Here is an 18,462-nt window from a genome sequence, read left to right on the forward strand (position 1 = left end):
ACTAATTTTTTACATATACACTAACCTAGAAGTAAATTTATTATCAGAGTATGAAGAAGAATAACTAACCATGAAAAGAAAAATTCCTGCAACTGACTCAATCCCCTTAAATCCTCCTGTTATTGGTACAGAATTGGAAAATAAGGCACCAGCATCACAATAATATTTATCACTTGCTCCATTATCAGATGATTTTATTATAAATCCACCATGATTAGTAGCTTGAACTCTACTGATAGAACCACCTAATTCTTGATTTGCACCACGACCTCGATTTATATATCCAGTTCCCTTATCATTAAATATTGAATTATCACTTATCATCATGTTTAAATCATTATCACTATAAAACCCATCTACCCATTGATTATAATTCCCCCACAAATCCTCTATTCCTAAAAATTTAATTTGTTTCTTGCCATTAGACCCATAAATCATTCCATTATAATTTGTTCCTCCTGTAGTCATATACTCCTCTGTTTCATCAGTATATCCAAACCCAAGTTGTAACTGACTATTAAGAGATTTGTACATTATTAAATATAATATTTGTAACATTAACATACAATAATAATTATATTGTTGATACCCAGATCCATTAGCTTGGGCATGTAATCTAAATTCTCCAATAGTTTTTGACACAGTAGGTGTATAGCCAGAAACACTTCTTAATTTGCCATCAATATTATACCCTAAATATGCACCAATATATATTTTTTCTTTTTCAGTAGAACCAACAGTATGAGCCATGCATATATAATTATTATCAATTCTAGCTTCTGATATTCTTATTTCATAACCATTAGTTGTTGTGGTAAACTTCCAATATATTTTTGGAAACTCAATCATTACGTCAACATCTCCAATGACATCACTTCCATCTAAATATTTAGAAAAATTTTGTGGATTAATATATTTGTATAACTTTCCAGACTTAAAACCACAAGGTTTTATATCTTTAAAAGGGTATATATTTGACCATCCTCTATAACCAGTTGAATTGGCAGGTATTACTCCCTGAGAACTTTCAATGTAAGTCACACAAGTTAATGGATTACTGTTACCTTCATCAATTTTAACTCCATATATCTCTGCTTTTGGTATAGTTATTGTGAATGGATTAGATAATACTATTTTATCACCATCACTTACTTCTATGTAACAAGTATAGCTGGTATTATGACTTAGTCCATTTCCTATATAAGTAAAATTATTGTCATTATTACTAGGATTAATAGAAATAAAATCATTATCTCCTATTTTAAGTCTATGAATTAATGTATCTTTATCTTCATCTGTACAAGTATAATTCAGTGTATAAGAGCCTCCTACTTTAATATTTGATACAGTTATATTACTTAATATAGGAGGATGGTTAAGTTTTACTAATTTATTTATATTTTCAGCTATTTTTTGAAAAGTATCATCTTTGCTAGTATTAATACCCTTGTCGGTAATGGCACTAGCAATTAGGTTTTTCCCATTATCGACATTTTGAAAAAGTTCTTTTAATGCTCCCTCTACATTGTCGCTTTCAAATAAATTATCTGTATCTTTTATAGTTGTTTTATCTGCTGTTGTCTCTATACTATCTATACTAGTTTTTACCTCGTTAATTGCACTTACAATACTAGTTTTATCTGTTGTTTCAAGTAGTGTTGTATCTCCTATATTTGTATTAACTTTTTCAATTTTATCACTAGTATTACTAGGTACATTTTTTAATTTTTTTACTGCATCTTCATTTAACAATTTATCACCTTCTTCTTTAAGTTAGAGAGTTACTAATGTAACTCTCTATTTTGAGCACAAAAAAAGAACTCTTAAAGTTCTATGATAACGGAATTTCTAGTGCCTCACACATTTTTCTTACCTCTTCTCTGTATTTTACAGGTACTTGGTCAATTGTTTTTAAACCTCTTTCTATTAATCCTACATAAATTGCTGCCATACTATTTCCTCCTTCATTTAATTTTATATTTTTTAATGACATGGTAGATGGTTTTGATTGGCTATCCAATACCATTTCACATATTTCAGCAGTTGCCAACATTAAATCTGTAATGTCATTGTTTTGAGTTATTTGACTTGTATCTATAATATTAAACTTAATGTCATTTTCTTTTCTATTTTTAATATCATGTATTTTTCTTTTGTCTATTTTTAACATTCTTACCTCCTATTATTATTTAGTTTTGTTGGAATTGTGATGGATCATAGCTTAGTAATATTGAAGGCCTTTTTATAGACGTCCATTTATCACCTTTTTCAACTATTATCTTTGGTTGTACCATAGACATATTTGATTCTTCGAATTCATAGATTTCTTGGTATCCAGAATCAACTTTTTTGATTTCTTTTAATAAGATATCTTTAAAAAGTCCAGTTTTATTTGTTCTTACTTGAACTTTTATGTTATTCAATAATATAGATATGGTATCTTCAGATTGTAATTCATCTTCTAAACCTCTATCTAATATGATTATGATGTCATCTATATCTTGATCTATAACATCTGATATTTTATAAATTTTATTGTTTATTAAAATTGAACTTCCAATAATATTCTCATTACCTGTTGATTCTTTATATATAAACATAGTATCATATAGGTTTTCATATTTAGAATAGGCTTTAAACATTATTCTATTGCTACCTATTTTTAATTTATCTTTTGGTATATTGAATATAATTGAATCAACACTTGTTTTAGATAGTGTTTCTATGGATTCTCCATTTATAATCATTTCTACTTTTGTTATATCATTGTTTACGTCTTGTATATTTACCCTAACAGAATTTAATGTTTTACCTACTAATTCTATATTAGTATCTTCTGATGAAATTCTTGATATTATATATAAAGTATCATCAGTTGATAACATATCAACTATATTATCTATTTCATCTAATGGAATTGGTGAAAAACTAGATATGTAATATAATGCATCATCTATATGAAAAGCTGGGGTGTTTTTACCTGCAACTTGTAAATTGTTATTATTATCTATATAAAATATATTATTATCATCTATTTGTGTTAATTCTTTTATATTATCTGCTATTTTTATAAATAATTTGTATACTACATCTTTTGTATCTAATCCTAATCCAAAACAGCAATTAATGTTTAATCCTTGTGCAAATAAAATATTATTTTCTGTTAGAGCAAGAATGTAATTATTTGTTATCTTTATGTCTTTTAAATTAGTAACAGAAGATATAGTTTGAACTGTGTTTACAGTTTCATTATGTCCTAATCCTAATTCATAATTAGTATTTTTTCCTATACATTTTAAACTATTATCTATTGAATCTATATAATATGTAAAGTTATTTCCACATGCTATATGTTTAATGTGAGTTATATCTAATTTAGTAAAGTTGTCATACCTTTTTACTGTTAATTCTTTAAATAATTCTCCATATTCATTAGAACCACATCCATAGACTTCTCCATTTTCTAATAGAACTATTACATGTGTTCTAGATATGGCTACTTCTTTTATATTATCAAATGGTAATGATATGTATTCATATTCTATATATGTATCACCAAATATATTTGAATAATTTATATCTGTATCTGTAGGGACTATTACTTTATTATTAATTAATAGATAATTATATTCTTTTTTAATATCTATTATATCTCCCATTACAAAAGGTAAAGGGACAGGTTCTGTACAATAATTATAATTGTTATATCTGCTTTCATAGGTATTTTCTATTCCTAATTGTCCTTTGGTGTTAGAACCACAAACTTCAAAATCATTTGTATTTTTTTGAATATAAATAGAATACGCATTAGTATATAACATTTTAACATTACTTCTTATTTTAATATATGAAGCTATTACACCAGTACTACATTGTCCTAATTGCCCAAATGAATTAGTACCACTACCAAATAAATTGTTATTCATATCTATATAATAACAGCATTCACTATCATTAAAAATATCTTTTACATTTTCTTTTATTAAAGTATAAGTAGAATTAGCATGAGTTGAACCATAATTTTTATGACCAGCAGAATATAATTTATTATCTAGTGTTAAAAATAAAGTTGTGTTGCTATTACAAACTATTTTTTTTACATTTTGCAATGATAATTCATTAAAAGTTGTAATAGTAGAATTCATATCTAATCCTAAACATTTATTACTATTTTTACCAGTAACACTACAAGTATTTTGATATGAAATTATAAAAGTATTTAATCCTGCAATTATCACTTCTTTTATATTTTGCCCTTTTTTAATAAGTGTAAGTTGTCTAGTTTGAGTACCCATTCCAATTTGTCCATATGTATTATCACCACACATATACAATTCATTATTATTGTTTATAACTGCTAAGATACTAGAACTACAATAAAGATCTCTTATATCATTAATATTAATTAAATCAAATTTCAATTTATTTTCGTTATTTCCAAAAGTACCAATTCCTAATTGACCATGAGTATTATCTCCACAGCAGTATACTAATCCATTTTCAAATAATAAGAAACTATTACTAGGTGCACATGATATTTTTTTTATGGGAGAAGTATTAAAACTAGTATCAATTTCAGTAAATATATTTCTATTGTTAGTATCATTTAACCCTAACTGACCTTTATCATTTTTACCACATGAATATATAGTATTATCATTTTTTATTACAAAAGAAGTAGCACTACTAATAATTATATCTTTTACATCATCTATCGGAACTTGTGTAAATTCATTTTTATTAATTGTATCTCCTAAACCTAATTGACCATATTCATTATCGCCACATGAAAATAGAGAACCATCTTTTTTTAATATAAATGTTGCATAGTCAGATGTTTCTATTTTTTTTATCTCATCCATAGTAATATAAGAATTATATTGGTCTGTTATATTAACTAATCTGTTTGTATAAGCATGATGTCCTGTGTTTCCTATTCCAAATTTATTATAATAATTTATTCCAATACAATATATGTTGTTATTGCTATCTATTATTATAGAACTAGTTTGTGTACTTATAATATCTTTTACATTTTTTATAGGATATGATTCTATATAACCATAATTGAGTTTATTATATTGATTAGGACGAATTTTAAGACCACTACTATCTGAATACAATATGAAATAGTTTAAAACAGCTATATTGTCAGCATTAAACTGAGGGTCATAGTAATCCGCTTCAAAAAAACATCCCCAATAACTATTTGAATCTTTTGCTTTTATTAATCCTATTGCATTATTAGATAAAAATTTTGAATCATATTGTTGGTTTAATCTATTATAGTCTTCAAAGAATCTTGTTGAAAAATCAACAACAGCATTGTAAGCTCTTTTAGTTCCAAAACGGTAACATTTTACAGAAGAAGTATTATCAGAATTTGATGCTGTGTAATCCATATAACTATAACCAGTTGTAAACATTCTATCATTCATATTAATTACTACACAGCCTTTATATACTGGAATAACATCTTTTATTACACAAGGCAGGCTACTATTACTATAATATAAATTAGATACTTTAACAAAAGATGAATAAGTACTTGTATTATCAAGTCCTAGTTCATAATAATTATTTAAACCTTTAACATATAAATAATTAGTAGAATCTTCAATTAAATAAAAATTATTATCATAAGATGCGATTTTTTTTATTTTTATACTTAAATTATCCATTTGATTTGTAAAAATAGAAACATTATTATTCTTTAAAACATATGAATTATTACCACTGCCTAAAAGAGTTCCTTCAGTTGTTAAAATCATTGTATAATTAGATTCGATGCATATTTGTTGTATATTACTAACATTAACAAATTGAAATAAGCTTTTATTAAGTTTATCTCCTACCCCTAATTGACCACTAGTATTTAATCCACAAGACCATATAGAACCATCATTTTTCATTATAAATGTAGTATATCCAAGCCTATCAGAGTAAACTTCTTTTACATTATCAACAGGAACTTTACAGAATATTGACCTATTTTTTGTATCTCCTAATCCAAGTTGTCCATTAATATTATATCCACATGCGTATAAATTTCCGTTATTTAATAATATAAACATAGTATAATCTGTTAAAAGAATCTGTTTATAGTCATGAAAATTATCATATAGTTTTACATTTTGTATTTCACAGCTATCTTTTGTTAACATTATTTTATCTTTATATTTAAATATATTTTTTATATTATCTGTATTATGAAAATTAAACTTAGTAGGAGAATATATAATCATTTCATTAAAAAAGCATCCTAATTGATTAAAGTTATTTAACCCACCAACTAGAATATTATTATCTTTATCTATTAGAAATGAATGTTGTTTACTACTATAGATACTTTTTATATTATCTGTTACTTTAGTGTATGTTATTGTATTTATAATATCGTATTTATTATCTATTAAAGATTCTCCATATTTATTGTAACCAGCACTATATAAACTTCCATCATTTTTTAGAATAAAAGTATGATTATATGAACAATTTACATCTAGTATATTTTTTTCGTTAGATAGAGTAAATATATTTTTACTTATAATAGTATTATCTCCATATTCTCCATTAGAATTATATCCAGTAAAATATAGTTCATTATTATCTTTTAATAAAGCTGTATGATTTGAACCAACACTTATTTTTTTTACATTGTCTATATTAATTTTTGTAAATATATCTCTATTATTATTATCACCTAAACCAAGTTGTCCAGATCCATTAAATCCACAAGAATAGCATGTACTATCATTTTTAATTATATATGCACTATATAAAGATGTATAAATCGATTTAACATTATCTATATTAATTTTTGTAAATGTATCTCTATTAAGTGTATCTTTTATATCAGCATTTGTTCCTAAACCTAATTGACCATAATTATTATTGCCACATGAATATGCCAAATTATCATTATCTATATAATAAGAAGAACCTTCTCCGCAAGCTATATATTTTACATTTTGTAGAGATAATTTAGTAAACTCATAATATATTGTATCTGGAAGTTTACCAATTCCGAATTGGTTTTTGTCATTTCTACCTGCTGCATAGACAAACCCATCATTAGTTAATAATAAGGCATGATTTGTACCAACAGCTATCATTTTGACATTACTTACTGGGAGTTTTGTAAATGTTTTAACAGTTTTAGTATCTTTACCTAAACCTAACATGTACTCAGTATTGTTTCCACAAGCATAAGCATTATTATTTTTGTCTAATGCAAAACTAACATCTGCATATCCAGTAAAAAAACCTACAAAATTAAATGAATCATAAGTTCTATCAAACTTATTTAAATTTATGCTATCATTATTAAAATATTTTCCTCTTTGAAATAATTTTGTTTTTTTTATCAATAAAAACACCTCTTTATCTTATTTTATATTTATATTTTCCTAAATTAATTTGGGTAGAATCTTTAGGATAAGTTTGACTTACAATATTATCAATTGAGTTATTATTTAATTCATGAATATATCTAAGTTTATTGGATATAAAAGGAATCTCAATATTTCGAAATGTTACACTTCCATAAATACCCCTTATACATTTTCCTATTGTATCTAATTTTAAATCATTCATAGCTATTATATTTTTATTATCTTTTAATGTATCATACCAGTATCCAGCTTCATCTATTGTAGCATTTTGTTCTAAATCCATTTCTATTGAAAAATCTAACATTTTATTTAGAAGTATAGCATAGTTATTTTTTAATATAGCTAATTCAACAGCTATATCTCCAGTTATATCTCCATTAGAATCTACAGCTTTTTTATTAATTTCATTTATGGCTTCAAGAATTTTTTTACTTTCAGTTTCTAGTTCGCTAAAGTTTGTGTCAATATTTAAATCTCCAATTTCTCCCCTAGATGGTTTACCAGTATCATTTTCACCTATAAACCAATTGCCATTTTCTCCGATTGAAGGTGTTACCCCAGTATCGCCTTTACTCCCTTTTAGACTCTCTATAAATTCTTGGACAGTTTTATCTTTATTTTGAGATATACCTCTCCATGTTTCATATGCAGATTTTCCTTCATTGCCAATATCACCTTTATTTCCTTTAGATGACTTACCAGTATCTTCTCCATTTATAAACCAGTTACCATTTTCACCTATACTTGGAATAGGTGTTATATCTGTGTTGATACCTACTATATTTATAGTTGCATTAATAACAATTTCATTAAATATTTCAATTGTGTCATTGTCAACTATTTTATATGAACACAATAAACTATTTTGTGTGTTTTTTTCTATTATGCTTACCAATAAACATTTAGAATCTAAGTTATGCTTTATAGATTTATAATAAAAATCATCTTTTAATTTCCAGTCATTTAAATCAATGTCTAATGTTGCACTATAGATAGAATCAGGTTGCCTTATTAAATTCCTTAATTCATCTATTGCTTCTTTAGTATTAGTGGAATTTAATCCACTAATAACATTATTATATTTTATATCTTCAGCCTGTAACTTTAAAATTTTATTACTATCCAATATTATCTACTCCTTTACATTTTATTTTAGATGTAGAGATTATCATATCTCTTTCCTCTGATGTGATAATTTTATTAGATGACATAGTGTTTATATATTTTTCATCTATATTACCAATTTTCCACATATTAAGTAGAAAGTTATATAATGAGTTCATTTAACTCACCTCCAGTCAATTATTTTAATAATATGGCTAATATTGCTTGTTCAATTGCAGAAATTCTATCTTCTAAGGCTATGTTATTTTCAGAATAAGAATCTGGAATAATTTTTTCAAACTCATCTTTTTCTTGAACAGTATATAAATCTTTTTTTGTTTTATAATCTCCTATAAATTTAAAATCACCTAGTTCTAATAAATAACTCCAAAGATCTTCTGCAATATTTATATAAGACTTAGGTATATTATTTTTATGGATGTCTTCTATATAAAATCCATTGAATGATTTTAAATCTTTTTTCAGACCCATCTTAAATATCTTTCTCATTTTTACCTCCTTCTAGAAGTTATAGATTCTAATACCCAATTGCAAGTATATATAAAGTAAGTGATCCTTCTATATCAGCGACTGAACCTGCTGCTTTAACATGATAACCAAACTTTGTAGATGTTAGGCCACTTTCTTTTGCAACTCCATGAGAAAAGCATGCATTATCTCCAGCTGAAGATATAGCACTGTATAAACCAATACATGCATTAGGAAATGCTATAGGTAAATTTCCACCACCTCTTTTGGTATCAGCACCTGTGAATGATAATTTAATTTGAGTCCATTCTATTATTAATCCTCCTAAATCTGAACCTAATGAAATATAACCGCTAGTGGGAGACTTGTTAGAAGTACATCCATGATTATGAGAAGAGGGATTAAAAGAACTAGGTTTTCCACTAATATCATTCCAATTTGATACTCCAGAATCACCTTTGTCTCCTTTATTACCTTTTAAAGAACTTAGCCATTCTGTAATATTACCTAAAAATCCATTTTCAGATGCAATCTCATAGGCAGATTTACCAGTTACACCAATATCGCCCTTATCACCTTTTAGTGAAATTAACCATTCTTCAGAATTACCTGAAAATCCATTTTTTAATGCAATTTCATATGCTGAATCTCCATTTGTACCAGTTATACCAATATCACCTTTATTTCCTTTTAATGAGTTGAGCCAATCTTCTTTTGTTCCAACAAATCCCTCCTCAAGTGCAACATCATACGCTGTTTTTCCTTCATTGCCAACATCACCCTTGTCTCCTTTATTGCCTTTTAAGGATAATAACCAATCTTCTTTAGAACCAACAAATCCATCTTCAAGTGCAATTTCATAGGCTGATTTACCAGTGTCACCCTTAGAACCAGTTTTCCCTATTGAACTTTTACCAGTATCAGTATCACCAAGAAACCAATTACCATTATTTCCAATCGTTGGAGTTATACCAGATTTGCCAGTAGCACCAGTTAAACCTATGTCTCCCTTATCACCTTTTAGACCTGATTTACCAATTGAGCTTTTTCCTGTATCAATATTATTGATATGCCAGTTACCATTCTCACCTATAGTTGGCAAATAATTTATGTTTATATTGTCTGATATTACTAAAACATTTGCATTAACAGGCGTATCATTATATATATTAATGGTATTATCGTTGATAATTTTATATGAAGTTATTAGATTTATATTGGTATCAATATTTAAGATACTAATAAATAAGTTCTTAGAAGAGAGATTATGATTTATTTCTATATAATATAAATCATCTTTTTCTAACCAATTATCTAATGTTATATTTTGAGTATGAATCATTAACTCAGATTTAGTATCTATTTCACTTTTTAATTCATCTATAGCTTTTTGTAAATTTACAGCTTTTAAATTACTTGTTTCATTATTATATGTAACAGTATCTGCACTTAACTTTAGTCCTTCTATATCATCCATAGCATGAATATGCTTGCTTGGATTAAATTTGTCTGGTTTATTTAATATATTTTCCCAGTTAGATGTTCCATTTTCACCTTTTTCACCTTGAATTACGCCACAATCTACCCATTTTTTTATGTTATCCCAGATATATAGATGTCTTTGAATTAAGTAAGCATCACCAGTATTGCCTTCTTGAGGAAGCTCTTCTACAGTATCAAATGCTCCTTTTATTTCTAATCCAGTTCCAACATCACCTTTTTCACCCTTTGATACTTTTCCTGTATCAATATTTCCAAGAAACCAGTTACCATTATCACCAATCATCGGTGTTATACCTTCATCACCTTTTAAAGATAGTAACCATTCATCTTTAGAACCAACAAATCCATCTTCAAGTGCAATTTCATAGGCTGATTTACCATTATCACCTGTTAATCCTATATTTCCTTGTTCCCCTTTATCACCTTTTTCACCAGTAATTCCAATAGAACTTTTTTTTGTATCAACATTGTTTATAAACCAATTTCCATTGTCTCCAATTACTGGTATATATGATACATTAGAGCTATTTCCTAAAACAACAACAGTGGCATTAATTGCTTCGTCATTGTATATCTCAATTGTATCTATATCAATTATCTTATAAGAAGAAATCAAATTTATATTAGTATCATTGTTTAATATACTAATAAATAAGTTTTTAGAAGATAAATTATGTGGAATTTCTATTGAGTACAAATCATTTGTATGTTTCCATTCATTTTGCTCAATAATTTTGGTATACATAATAGAATCAGATTTACTATCCACAATCCCTTTTAATTCATCAATTGCTTTTTGAACATTTATGGAATCTAAATTACTAATTTTATTGTTATATGTGACAGTATCTGCATCCAATTTTAATCCTGTTATATCACTCATTAAGTGTGTATGCTTTGTAGGATTAAATGTTTCTGGCTTGTCTAATATGTCATCCCAAGTAGAAGCTCCATCTTTACCAGGGGGGCCTTGAATTATACCACAATCCACCCATTTCTTTATCTTGTCCCAAACATATAAGTGCTGTTGTACCAGATAAGCATCTCCAATTATTCCTTCTGATGGTAATTCATTTATGGTGTCAAAAGATCCTTTTATTTCTAAACCACTTCCTATATCTCCCTTATCACCTTTTGATTGTTTACCAGTATCTTCTCCATTTATAAACCAATTTCCATTTTCACCTATTAATGGAGTATCTCCTTCTTCACCTTTTAAGGATAATAACCATTCATCTTTTGTTCCCTCAAATCCGTTTTCTATAGCAACATCATAAGCTGATTTTCCTGTGATACCAATATCACCTTTATCTCCCTGATCGCCTTTTAACCCAATTGAGGATTGTCCTGTATCAACATTATTAATAAACCAATTACCATTTCCTCCAATTGTTGGTGTAAATCCGTCCAATCCTTTTAATGAATTTAACCATTCTAATTCTGTACCTTCAAATCCATTTAACTTTGCTAAATCATATGGAGATAATCCTTGTTCTCCAGTATCTCCTTTTAAATTTACATATACATATTCAGTTGATCCTTCTTGACGAATACCTAACTGAGTATTATCCCATATAAACTCTATACTTTTTCCTGTTAAACCAGTATCACCCTTATCTCCTTTAACTCTTAAATCTTTTATTATTTTCCATTCAGCACCATCATATATATATAGATCATAACCAACGAAATAAGTATCGCTTATAGTTGGGTCTATTGGTAACTGATCTACAGTATCTACACTACCTTTTATCTCTAATCCAAGTCCATCTTTACCCTTCAACTCGTCTTTTGGTGGAATCGCATCTATGGCTTCTTGTACTTTATTTTCCATAGTATCTTTAGATGTATTTACAGAATTAATTAAGTCAGTTTTGGCTGTTGTAACTTCTGTAGTTAAAGTTTCTTTAGTAGAATTAATTGAGTTTATTAGATCAGTTTTAGTTGTTGAAATATCAGCAATTACATTATCTCTGGTTTCATTAAATGAATTTGTTAAGTCAGTTTTGACTGTTGTTACTTCTGTAACTAGAGTTTCTTTGGTAGAATTAACTGAATTTATTAAATCAGTTTTAGTTGTCAATATGTCTTGATTTATATTATCTTTAGTATTTGTTATATCTTCAATTAAACTTTCTTTAGTTTCATTGATATCATCAGTTATTTGTTGGGCTTTTTCATCAAATTCATATTGAATGTCAGTAATTTTATCATCAATTTCTGATTCCATTTCTTGTATAGATTTTTGTCTCTCTATTTCTTGATTTTGACGAATAATTTCTTGATCTTTTCTAATAATTTCTGAGGCTATTCTTTCTTGTTCTGCTGAGTCTCTTAATTCTTCATTTTTAAGTATAGTAATTTCAAGATTTTCTATTTTTATTTTTAAATCTTTCAGTTCTTTTAAACTATCTTTATATTGAGATATAAGAATCATCAAAACTGAGTATTCATCTGAACTTACTATATCACTATCATTTAAAACGCCTTCTTCTACTCTATAGAAAACTTTTGGAGAGAATATCTGACTTTCTTCATTTATTAGTGCTATTTGAAATGAGTTTAGACCTGAACATAATAGTGCTTGTTTTGAAAATATTATTTCTACTATTCCTTTAGATTCATCTATGATCTTACATTGTTGATCAATTGTTGTTCCATCATTTTTTTTTATGTTTAGAGTTATGTAATCATAAACTGATAAATCAATTGATTTATCATTATTTTTAAGTTCTACTGTTATTACTGCTGTGTTTGTATCATTTTCATCATAAATAAATGAATCTACGAGACTTTTATTTATTCTATAGTTACTAAAATCTAATACTAAAGGATAATTTTTTATTTCATAATTTCTCAAAGTATCACATCCTATTGATTTTTATTTTTTTCTTTTTTTAATTTATCTATTTCTAATTTGTAGTTATTAATTTCTTCTTGCTGTTGTATATTTAATGATTTATATATTATAATTTCATTAGTTAAGTTTTTTATTTCTTCTAGTGCTATCATGTATGCATTTTGTAAATTTACTTCCATATTTATTACCCTCCCAATTTATCAATTTTGTCACATAAATTTTTAGTTATTGATTCTAATTCTTCTCTTTTTTTAATTTCCTCTTGAAGTGCACCTGCCACAATAGTTGTATATCCATAAAGGCTAAATTTTAATCCAGCTTTTTCTCCATAATCGTATATAAAGTATTTTCCTATTTTACTAGATTGTATATCATTGGCTATAAATCCAATCTGCTGATTATTATCTTCATCATGAAGTGTTTTATAGTTAAATGTTGCTATCTTTAAATCATTCTTAAAAAAATCTATAAATGGTGTATCCATAATTTTAGAATAAGATTTAATTTTATTATTATTTATATATCTAATATTTTCTTTAAATTTAGCATCAGATGTAGTTCTAACTTCATCACAATAAACATACCTCCAGCAATTATATCTTTGTCCCAAATCGGTTCTATCTTGGTCTGGAAAAAAGGAATATGGATCATTAGTAAAACAAAATTTAGCTCCACCACATTTTATAAAAGTATCATCTTTATTTACTTGTAAACGAATTTCGTCTTCTATATATGTATTCATAGAATATCTATTTATAAATAAATAATTTCCATTATTATATTTTAGTCTTATAGCACTTCCTTTAACTGCTCCATTTGAAGATCTTGCATCTAATGCAATATTAGCTGAACCATCATTAAACAGATTTATAACTGGTTCATGCCCTGATGGTGTCATCAATGTATCGCATGCTATAGCCCCTTGATTTACTGTTAAACCACTAGAATTTATAACAACAGAATTGGCTATCTTATTAAATCCAATTCTTATATCTGTAGGTGATTGCCTTATAATTGAAGAAATGTCACCTTCTGAAACCTTTGAAGCAATTTCTCCTGCCATTAACCTAATTTCAGAACTCATTTCTCCAACATTAGTATCAAGTTTTTTCACACTCAAAGCTATTTCGTTGGCTTTTACATTTATTTGTGCAAATTCTTCTGAAACACTTCCACCCATGCCTTTAAGGAACACTCCATCAAGAGTATTTTTTAGTTCATTAACTTTTAAATTATACTTTGCAAATCCATTTGTAACTAGAATTACATCTGAAGGAGTGATTATATTATCAGATATAACTGAATTGATTATTGTTTTAAGATTATTATGTGCATTGTCTAAAGCTGTTTTAGAACTGTTAATTGCAGCAATACTTGTACTATCACTATTTGATTGGCATCTATCAATTATTTTTTGTATTTGAGTGTATAAATTAGATTTGTCTGTATCTAATAAACTTATTTGTGTAGATATTTGAGCTTTTTCAATATCTGTAATTTCATCATCTCTAAAATATTCATTAATATTAGAATTAAATAATCCTAAATCAGAATTAAGCTTAATTATAAGGTTATTTGTATCTTCTCTTAATTTACTAAGTTCCTTAGAGTCATTAAAATTTTTAGTTGCTTCCTTTACAAATATATTTATGTTATCTGCTTTTTGATCTATAATTGAAATATTCTCTTTAATATAACTAGTATATTCTTTTACATCTCCAACTGTTTGTCGTATTCCATCTAAATCTTTTTCAACAGAAATAAATCTATCTCCAAGTTCTTTATCTGTTTCATATAGAGCATAGATCTCTTTCTCTATATTTTTTTGAGAATCACCATCATAATTTATATTAAATATATCACTATCATTAGGTACCTCAGTATGAATTCCATTATCATTTATAACTATTAAAAATCTTGTATTACTTCTATCCAACATTAAATTAGAAGTTTCAAGTTTATAAGGGTTGTTTGCGTTCCAGTATATATACTTTCTATTTGTTGATTCATTTTGTACAGTATAAACCTCTTCATTATAAGTCACTATACATCCTGTTATTCTTATATAACTTAGTGTATAACTATTATCATATATTGCCATTAGGACACCACACTTTCTGGGACATTCATTTTATTGAATTTTTGTCTATTGAGTAAGTACTTTTTCTTATTAACTGAATCCATAGTATGTTTTGATTTAGTTAAATAATCGGAAATAGTTCTTGTATTATCTTCCTTTAATTTCTTATTAGATAAATCTAAATTTAAACTTCCATCTTTAAAGTTTTGTGTATATCCAACAAAATATATTATGTCCTCAGTGCCTTCTGCTCTATCATAGAATATAATTATGTCACCCACACTTAATGATCCATTCCAATGTTGTCTAAATTCCATGTTGATAATTCTACTTAAGAAGTTCACAGAGTCTATTGTCCAATCAATAGTTGGTCTACACTTAAGTTCTAGCTCTCTTTTTCCTGTTTTAATTAAGTCTTCAACCTTCAAAAATGAATCATTCGTATAAGTATCACAATAAATAAATTCTTTTAATTCTTCTAGTAATATTTCATTAAAGATTAATTGTCCATTTTCATCAGTTGAGGTTTCTCTCTTACACAATATGTTTATTTGTTTTATACTATCTTCTAATTCCAGTACTTGTTGTTCTAAATTTTTTATAGTTACTTCAAGTATTACTTTTTCATCGTTATTCTTAGTTATATCTGCTGCTACCTTGGCAGCATTAATAGTATCCTTATTTGTCTCATATGTCTTTTTAATACTATATAGTGCATTGATGGTAGAATAGATTATTTGGAGTTTATTTTTATTGTCTCGTAATTCTTTTTTATTTTTATTCTTTTCATCTATTAATTTTAACCACTCAACTTCTCTTAATTTAATCATCTCATTATACTTAAGTATTGCAGTTATTAAATCTTTACTCATTTCGCTATTTTCTAAGAAATATGAATAGTTTTCAATATATTTATATCCTGTTACAGTAGCTCCAATAATGTCCATCTCTTCATTTCCAACTAAAGTCATTCTAGTGACTATTTCATCTGAATTTCTAGTCTTTTCATGTGATTTTATATAGTTATCATAAGATAATACTAATTCTATATTGTCTCCAAAGCTATCTACATCATATAGGTGTACTTTTTTGTTATATGTATCAAATTGAACAACGCATCCAAATTCTTCTTTAATATCATTAATTAAAAAGTCATGCCAATTACTATCTACACTTTCTTGCCACCTTACCTTTTCTCTTTTTTCTCCTGTATCAGTAGTTTCATAACCTATTGAGTCATCTACATTGCCTAAAGTCCATCCAGTTTCTTCTTTCATATAATTATTAAGACTAATTATTCCAGCATCCTTATCTTCTGTAAATAATTGTAGTCCCATATCTTCAATATTTAAATTTATCTTACCCAGTTTAACTTCTGCTGATGTTGCTCTAATAACTTTATTTTTATATCCATCTTCTTTTATTTCTTTTATTACAAAATACTCTTTATTATCCACACATATAAATCGTTCATTACTTACTTCATAATACAATGGATTTATTATTTTTTGGAATGAAAAGCGATTTGTTATAAATTTTGGTATAGTAAATTGAATTTCATCTGTACCATCAATGCTACGAGTTAAACTATCTATAAATTCTATTGGAATTTCACCTAGAATTTCTTTGTTAACTTTATGGAGGGTTATATTATAATCTCTTTGGATTTGTTTGAGATTCACATTAAAATGCATATTTTATCACCTTCTTTACATTAAAAAAGCCCATCATTAAAGATGGACTAAAATATTATTATTCAGTTGTAGTCGCAATTTCCTTTACTCTTTCATTTGCAATGTCATATACTAGGCTATCTTCTCTTACTGATATTACTATTATTCTCATAATATTATTTTCCATTACTAAATTATAAACTACTCTTATTCCAATACCTCTTAATTTTATTTTAAAACAATTTGTAGGATTATTATTCCCTTTATTGCCTAATGGCTTTCCCTATCCATCAGGACTAGGTAGAGGATTGTAAGAAACTTTTTCAATTGCTTTTAAAACTTGTTTTCTTTAAGAATTGTCTGATTTTTTTAAATCTTTATGAGAATCTTTTGTATAAAAAATATTCTATTTCATTATTCAAAATCCACCTCAACATTTTCAAGGTCTTTTTCTCTAATATCTAAATCTTTCATAATCTCACTTTGAGATATTAAACCCTCTTCATTTATATTATTCATTCTTTTTTCTGCTTCAAGAAGAAGTTTGTAATCTTCTATAACATTTATCATCTCTTCATATTTTTCAGGTGTAATCAAGACACAAGTTGGAACATTGTTTTTCACAACAATTTTACTTCCAGATTGTTTTACTTCATCAAATATCTTATTAGCTTCTCCTTTGTTGAATCGAGAAATAGGAACTATAGTATTCAACATGTTAGCCATCAGTAAATCTCTATTGTTTAAAATAATAACACCTCCTAATAGTATATATAAATTGTAACACAAATATTAATCTTTACCAATTAATTTATATATAAATATATATATAAATTTAACTATAATAATTTATTTTATACAAGAAAATAGCCACTTGTGTAAGGTGGCTTAAAGTAAGTAGTTAATTTTTATGTAAAATATTTTTAATCTTCTGTTATTTATATTATATCTTTATTCTACTGCCGTAGTCAATATAATATTAAATTCAACATGGTGGTAAATTATGGTATAATGATTTTAGAGACTACAGTTTAGACTATTAGGGTGATGGCTCTTTAGTTAAAATCCCCAGGAAAGGGGGTGAGACTATGGAGTACTTAGTTTTATTTTTAATAATGATAATTATGATTACGAGAATAATAAATCATTTGACAAAGCTGATAGATGCAATCTTAAATTTGAAAGCATCTATTAGAAAACTAAAGAATCACCAGACTGGAGGGTCTAGTGATTCTGAAAGTAATACATAAATCTATTATTTTTTTTATTGTTAACTTCAAGAACTACACCCTACTGCAAATAGTTTGTAGTCTCTTTTTGTCTTTATGATATAAATTTTATATCATTTATATCATAATT

Annotated in this window: 12 protein-coding genes; 1 reads left to right on the plus strand and 11 read right to left on the minus strand. The window is 26.6% G+C overall.

The annotated features are described in order from the left end of the window. Nucleotides 1–9: 9 nt before the first annotated feature. The 11 genes from ACTG45_RS20680 to ACTG45_RS20730 form a co-directional block, all read right to left on the minus strand. Nucleotides 10–1,752 (minus strand): hypothetical protein, encoded by a 1,743-nt coding sequence (locus ACTG45_RS20680; protein ID WP_479920318.1) that lies wholly within the window; start codon nt 1,750–1,752, stop codon nt 10–12. A gap of 79 nt (nt 1,753–1,831) precedes the next feature. Further along, nucleotides 1,832–2,170 carry a CD1375 family protein gene (locus tag ACTG45_RS20685; RefSeq protein WP_021383123.1) on the minus strand — a complete coding sequence of 113 codons (339 nt, stop codon included), beginning with the start codon at nt 2,168–2,170 and terminating at the stop codon, nt 1,832–1,834. Between the two features lie 19 nt (nt 2,171–2,189). Further along, the gene (locus ACTG45_RS20690; RefSeq protein WP_479920319.1) at nt 2,190–7,370 is read right to left on the minus strand and encodes an RCC1 domain-containing protein; all 5,181 of its coding nucleotides are present in this window, start codon (nt 7,368–7,370) and stop codon (nt 2,190–2,192) included. A 13-nt stretch (nt 7,371–7,383) separates the two neighbouring features. After that, complete coding sequence (locus ACTG45_RS20695; RefSeq protein ID WP_479920320.1) at nt 7,384–8,520, minus strand: hypothetical protein; 1,137 nt, start codon at nt 8,518–8,520, stop codon at nt 7,384–7,386. After that, nucleotides 8,513–8,677, minus strand: a complete 165-nt coding sequence (locus tag ACTG45_RS20700; RefSeq protein ID WP_021383122.1) for a hypothetical protein — start codon at nt 8,675–8,677, stop codon at nt 8,513–8,515. The genes ACTG45_RS20695 and ACTG45_RS20700 overlap by 8 nt, the downstream gene beginning before the upstream one ends. Before the next feature lie 19 nt (nt 8,678–8,696). Beyond that, on the minus strand, nt 8,697–9,008 hold the full coding sequence (locus ACTG45_RS20705) for a hypothetical protein (RefSeq protein WP_021383049.1): 312 nt from the start codon (nt 9,006–9,008) through the stop codon (nt 8,697–8,699). A gap of 28 nt (nt 9,009–9,036) precedes the next feature. Next, nucleotides 9,037–13,350 carry a gp53-like domain-containing protein gene (locus ACTG45_RS20710; protein WP_021383033.1) on the minus strand — a complete coding sequence of 1,438 codons (4,314 nt, stop codon included), beginning with the start codon at nt 13,348–13,350 and terminating at the stop codon, nt 9,037–9,039. An 11-nt stretch (nt 13,351–13,361) separates the two neighbouring features. Continuing rightward, on the minus strand, nt 13,362–13,529 hold the full coding sequence (locus tag ACTG45_RS20715; protein ID WP_223153101.1) for a hypothetical protein: 168 nt from the start codon (nt 13,527–13,529) through the stop codon (nt 13,362–13,364). A gap of 5 nt (nt 13,530–13,534) precedes the next feature. Continuing rightward, complete coding sequence (locus ACTG45_RS20720) at nt 13,535–15,451, minus strand: tail fiber domain-containing protein (protein ID WP_479920321.1); 1,917 nt, start codon at nt 15,449–15,451, stop codon at nt 13,535–13,537. Further along, nucleotides 15,451–17,124, minus strand: a complete 1,674-nt coding sequence (locus tag ACTG45_RS20725) for a hypothetical protein (protein ID WP_479920322.1) — start codon at nt 17,122–17,124, stop codon at nt 15,451–15,453. The genes ACTG45_RS20720 and ACTG45_RS20725 overlap by 1 nt, the downstream gene beginning before the upstream one ends. Nucleotides 17,125–17,517: 393 nt before the next feature. Beyond that, nucleotides 17,518–17,829, minus strand: coding sequence for a type II toxin-antitoxin system Phd/YefM family antitoxin (locus ACTG45_RS20730; RefSeq protein ID WP_207713637.1), 312 nt, complete (start codon nt 17,827–17,829; stop codon nt 17,518–17,520). A 362-nt stretch (nt 17,830–18,191) separates the two neighbouring features. On the opposite strand from ACTG45_RS20730, the gene ACTG45_RS20735 reads away from it, so the two are divergent. Continuing rightward, nucleotides 18,192–18,353: a hypothetical protein gene (locus tag ACTG45_RS20735; protein WP_018112694.1), complete on the plus strand. Its 162-nt coding sequence runs from the start codon at nt 18,192–18,194 to the stop codon at nt 18,351–18,353. Nucleotides 18,354–18,462: the final 109 nt, after the last annotated feature.

The sequence above is a fragment of the Clostridioides sp. LIBA-7602 genome, from assembly GCF_056688945.1.

Coding starts and splice junctions, on each gene's coding strand:
- ACTG45_RS20715 (WP_223153101.1), bottom strand. CDS start 13,529: ATGGAAGTAAATTTACAAAATGCATACATGATAGCACTAGAAGAAATA.
- ACTG45_RS20705 (WP_021383049.1), bottom strand. CDS start 9,008: ATGAGAAAGATATTTAAGATGGGTCTGAAAAAAGATTTAAAATCATTC.
- ACTG45_RS20685 (WP_021383123.1), bottom strand. CDS start 2,170: ATGTTAAAAATAGACAAAAGAAAAATACATGATATTAAAAATAGAAAA.
- ACTG45_RS20700 (WP_021383122.1), bottom strand. CDS start 8,677: ATGAACTCATTATATAACTTTCTACTTAATATGTGGAAAATTGGTAAT.
- ACTG45_RS20735 (WP_018112694.1), top strand. CDS start 18,192: ATGGAGTACTTAGTTTTATTTTTAATAATGATAATTATGATTACGAGA.
- ACTG45_RS20725 (WP_479920322.1), bottom strand. CDS start 17,124: ATGCATTTTAATGTGAATCTCAAACAAATCCAAAGAGATTATAATATA.
- ACTG45_RS20720 (WP_479920321.1), bottom strand. CDS start 15,451: ATGGCAATATATGATAATAGTTATACACTAAGTTATATAAGAATAACA.
- ACTG45_RS20730 (WP_207713637.1), bottom strand. CDS start 17,829: ATGGCTAACATGTTGAATACTATAGTTCCTATTTCTCGATTCAACAAA.